Origin of the sequence: Methanoregula sp. (genome assembly GCF_002835825.1) — an archaeon.
GTDB lineage: Archaea > Halobacteriota > Methanomicrobia > Methanomicrobiales > Methanospirillaceae > Methanoregula.
In genome coordinates this window covers 1-4,595 of the sequence record NZ_PIZH01000180.1, presented here as the reverse complement: position 1 = coordinate 4,595, position 4,595 = coordinate 1, and the positions used below count along the sequence as shown (strand labels likewise).

Here is a 4,595-nt window from a genome sequence, read left to right as displayed (position 1 = left end):
GCACTAAACGATGCAGTACGGTTTTTTCACCATCTACTGGCGGGACATGATCCGGTTCGTCCGGTTCAAGACCCTGCTGGTCTCCTCGCTCCTCCAGCCGGCGCTCTGGCTCGCCTTTTTTGGTATTGCCATGGCAAGCAACTTCGATGCGATGATGGCAGGCATGCCCGTGCCGGAGGGGGTAAAAACCGTGGGGTACCTCACGTTCATGGGCTGCGGCATCATCGCGATGACCACGCTGTTCACAAGCCTCTTCTCCGGGATCGTGATCCTGTTCGACAAGAACTGGGGCCTCATGCGGGAGATCCTGGCAAGCCCGGTGAGCCGGAACCACATCATCGTCGGCATCGCGCTCTCGGGTGTGACCAAGGCCTTTATCCAGGCCATCATCATTATGGGCTTTGGCGTCCTGATCGGGGCTGCATTTTTTGCCGGCTTCACTCCCCTCCAGATCGTGATCGGAATTGCCGGGGTCCTTTTGTTTGTGGCCCTGTTCGCCCTCGGTTTCCTCTTCCTCTCGGCAGCGATAGCAATCTCCATGGAAAGCCCGGAGGGGCTCCAGGGTGTCATGACGCTTCTCACCATGCCGATCTTCTTTGCCAGCAATGCCCTCTACCCGATTGACAACTTCCCCGAAGTGCTCCGGATCATCTCCGCGTACAACCCGATGACCCTTCTCATCAACGGCATCCGGTACTTCGCCATCGGCCCGGATTTTTACGCTCTCGGCCACCACTATGCCTTCACGCAGGCAGAGATCCTGCTCTCGTTTGCAGGTCTTGTCCTCTTCTCTCTAATCATGTTTGTCCTTGCGTGGTGGAGATTCCGGAACGCCGTGGTGACCTGAGGCGGTCCCTCATGATCCCTCCGTTCTGAACGTTTCAGGGGAGGGCTGAGCGCCCCCGCCCTCCAGCGAATACAGGCATGACCTATACCATTTTACCCGCCCTCGCCCAATACTGGTGACCAGAACTGTAGTGTATGCCCATGAAGGAAGAGTCGCTCGTCCCCCTCGAAAAACTCATTACGATTGCCGGCACGGAAGGTCTTGCATCCAGCCGTGTTGAAACGATGCGCAACGAGTACGGCGCCAACATGATGACGCCCCCGGTGCGGGATCCGCTCTGGAAGCAGTACCTGGGGAAGTTCGACGACCCCATCATCCGCATCCTGCTCTTTGCCGTTGCCATCTCCACGGTCGTCTCGCTCATCCAGGGGAGCGGCCTCCTCGATACCGTGGGCATCATCGCCGCGATCCTCCTCTCCACCGGAATTGCTTTCTTCAACGAGTACCGGAGCAGCCGGGAGTTCGATGTCTTAAACGCCCACCGTGACGAGATCGCGATTAAGGTGGTCCGCGACGGACATCCCGTCCAGGTCGCGTCCCGTGATATCGTTGTCGGGGACCTCATTCTTCTCGAAGCCGGGGACGCGGTCCCTGCCGACGGGTGGATTCTTGTCTCGGACGGCCTTGTCATCGATGAGTCCGCGTTCACCGGAGAGAGCGAGCCGGTAAAAAAAGGCGAACGGGAGCGGGTTTTAAAGGGCACCTTTATCACGGGGGGTAAAGGCCGGATGCTCTCAGGCGCTGTTGGCGACCGGGCAGAGATGGGCGTGATCGCGGCATCGCTCGGGATCGATCATGCCACCCATACCCCGCTTGAGAAGAAACTCGAGGAACTTGCCGGAATAATCAGCAAATTCGGGTACGCGATGGCCATTCTCATCTGTGTCGCGCTTTTTACCCGGGGCGTTCTGACCGGCGATGTGAGCGGATTCAATCTCGATACCGCGAACCATATCCTCCATTATTTCATGCTCGCGGTCGTAATCGTGGTCGCGGCTGTTCCCGAAGGCCTGCCGATGAGCGTGGCCCTATCGCTTTCGCTTGCCATGCGGAAGATGACCCGGGCCAACTGCCTGGTGCGGAGGCTTATCGCCTGCGAGACAATCGGATCTTCCACAACGATCTGCACTGACAAGACCGGCACGCTGACAAAGAACCAGATGCTTGTTGCAGAGTCGTCGGCCGGCACCCCTGTCAAACCGGAAGCGCTCCCACAATCCCCTATCGAGTGGATAACTCTCAATGCTGCGGTCAACGGGACCGCCTACCTTGACACCTGCTCCGGAAAGACCATTGTCATCGGGAACTCAACCGAGGGGGCGCTCCTCCGCTGGCTGAAAGAATACGGCCTTGACTATGCACAGATCCGGGCGGAGAGACCGGAGACAAGGCAGTTCCTCTTTGACGGGAACCGGAAGCGGATGTCAACGGTCGTGCAGATCAACGGGAAGCCTTACCTCCTGGTCAAAGGTGCGCCGGAGATCCTTGCCGGCCTCTGCGTTGATGCGCCGGACCTTTCCGGTGTCCTGGCTCTGGCGAGGCGTGCAATGCGGACCCTTGCCTTTGCGCACAAGGAGATTGTCAACGGCGACGAGAGCGAGATGAACCTTGTCTGGGATGGGTACGTGGGTATAAGGGACCAGCTCCGCGATCACATCGGGGACTCGGTAGCAACCTGCCAGAAGGCGGGGATCCGTGTGCGGATGGTGACCGGGGACAATCCGGAGACCGCCCGCGCCATTGCCATGGAGTCCGGTATTCACAAAGGCGGGACTGTTATGACCGGCCCATCCTTCCGGGCACTGAGTCTGGAAGAGCAGGTCCCTGCTGCCCGGGACCTTGACATCATGGCCCGTGCCGAGCCCATGGACAAGCTGCTCCTTGTCCAGGCGCTCCAGAAGTCCGGCGATGTGGTTGCCGTGACCGGCGATGGGACGAACGATGCCCCGGCGCTCAAGCACGCGAATGTCGGCTTTGCCATGGGCATTGCGGGAACCGAGGTGGCCCGCGAGGCAAGCGACATCATCCTGCTCGATGACTCGTTTGCCTCTATCACGCAGGCGGTCTGGTGGGGCAGGTCACTCTTCGAGAACATCCAGCGTTTCATCCTCTTCCAGCTGACCCTCAACTTCTGTGCATGCCTGCTCATCTTCATCGCCACGCTTCTGGGGTATCCCGAGCCCTTCACCATCATCCAGATCCTCTGGATCAATATCATCATGGATACGCTTGCCGCGTTTGCGCTCTGCTCGGAAGCGCCCCATGCCGGGTTACTGGAACGACAGCCCGTCCCGCAGGACGCAACGATCATCACGCCATTCATGTGGATCTCGATCCTTGTCACGGGAACATTCCTGATCGCCGGGGGACTCCTCCAGCTGGCAACCGGCTTCCTCGGCGGATCAACGCCGGAAGAGATCACGACGGTCTTCTTCTCGGCTTTTATCGTGGCCGCGATCTGGAACGGGGTCAACTGCCGTGCGCTTGACGGGAAGATGCCTTCCTTTTTCAAAGGGAACCCGATGTTCTTCCTGATCATGGGAATGATCCTCCTCCTCCAGATCGTGCTGGTCCAGTTCGGGGGAAGCGTCTTTTCTACCGTTCCGCTTTCGGCACTGCAGTGGGTGACGATCATCATTGCATCGGCATCAGTCCTTGTTGTCGGGTTCCTGCTCCGGGTGGTTTACCGGTACGTGACTGAGCACCGGCAGGGTGCACAGGCATAACCGGGGAATGCCCGGGGGCGGTATCCCTCATCCATTCGCATTTATTGGGCTGATACGACTCCGTTCGGGAATAATGGGCGGGCGCCTGTTTCCGCTCAAAAGAGGATTATGTTTTTTTTCCGGCAACGGTTTTGATCAGCCGGTGCAGCTCGGCAAATTCCAGGTCAGGATCGCCGCCCCGGTGGAGGTAATGATCGGCCCCGCAGTCCAGCGTTGTCCGGATGTCGGAACTGAGGGAATAGCCGGTGTACAGGATGATGAACGAAGCACACCCGTCGTGTCTCAGTTTCCGGATAAGGTCGGTGCCGTTCATTCCTGGCATGCGCCAGTCAGCAATGATCACGTCGTAGGGGGTCCGGGTGACTTTCGTGATGGCATCGGTTGCGGTGCTGGTGGTATCCACCGCATTTGCCGGGTCATCTTCGAGATCGAGCCGGATTATATCGAGGATGTCCTTATCATCATCGACAAGCAGGATTCTGGGCATTGGTCTTTCCTGACGTAATATACAGTACATCAGTTGCAGAAAAGTCGTATTTATGCGTTGTTTTTTTATCGCCGGCAGATTATACCAAAAAAGAGGCTGTCCTGCCCGGGTCAGCCCGTCAGGCAGTGCCGGGAACAAACCGGTAATACGTCTCGGGGACTTTGACCTCGAACCGGGCTCCCTTCCCGAATTCGCCGTTCTCGGCGAGGGTAATACCCGTCAGGGAAAGGATCTCGCGTGCGATAAAGAGTTCGCGGTTCCCGGAACCGTCGCTTTTCAACTCAAAGATCTCATCCTTCTCTTCTGGCCGGTACCCGGGCCCGTTGTTTTCGAAGATGATAAGAAGCCCTCCTTCGCCGACGCGGTGGCTGACCCGGATCTCATGGGTCGTGTCCTCATTCACCAGCGACCGTTCCAGGAGCCGGTCGAGAACATGCTCCAGCTGGCTGTCTGCATAGATCTCCACGCGGGGCAGGTCTATTGATATCCGGGCAGGGGTTTCCGCGTACTTGTCGGCTACCGTGGAGATCAGGGT

Annotated in this window: 4 protein-coding genes; 2 read left to right on the top strand and 2 right to left on the bottom strand. The window is 58.3% G+C overall.

The window, feature by feature from the left end:
• Positions 1–10: 10 nt before the first annotated feature.
• Entirely contained in the window at positions 11–847 is an 837-nt protein-coding gene (locus CW742_RS07620) for an ABC transporter permease (protein WP_292418678.1), read from the top strand.
• Positions 848–987: 140 nt separating this feature from the next.
• Positions 988–3,573: a calcium-translocating P-type ATPase, PMCA-type gene (locus CW742_RS07615; RefSeq protein ID WP_292418676.1), complete on the top strand. Its 2,586-nt coding sequence runs from the start codon at positions 988–990 to the stop codon at positions 3,571–3,573.
• A 106-nt stretch (positions 3,574–3,679) separates the two neighbouring features.
• Here the strand turns inward: CW742_RS07615 and CW742_RS07610 are convergent, their stop codons facing one another.
• A complete protein-coding gene (locus CW742_RS07610) occupies positions 3,680–4,060 on the bottom strand; it encodes a response regulator (RefSeq protein ID WP_292418673.1) in 381 nt (126 codons plus the stop codon).
• A gap of 118 nt (positions 4,061–4,178) precedes the next feature.
• On the bottom strand, positions 4,179–4,595 hold a 417-nt coding region (locus tag CW742_RS07605), incomplete at its 5' end, for a sensor histidine kinase (RefSeq protein WP_292418670.1).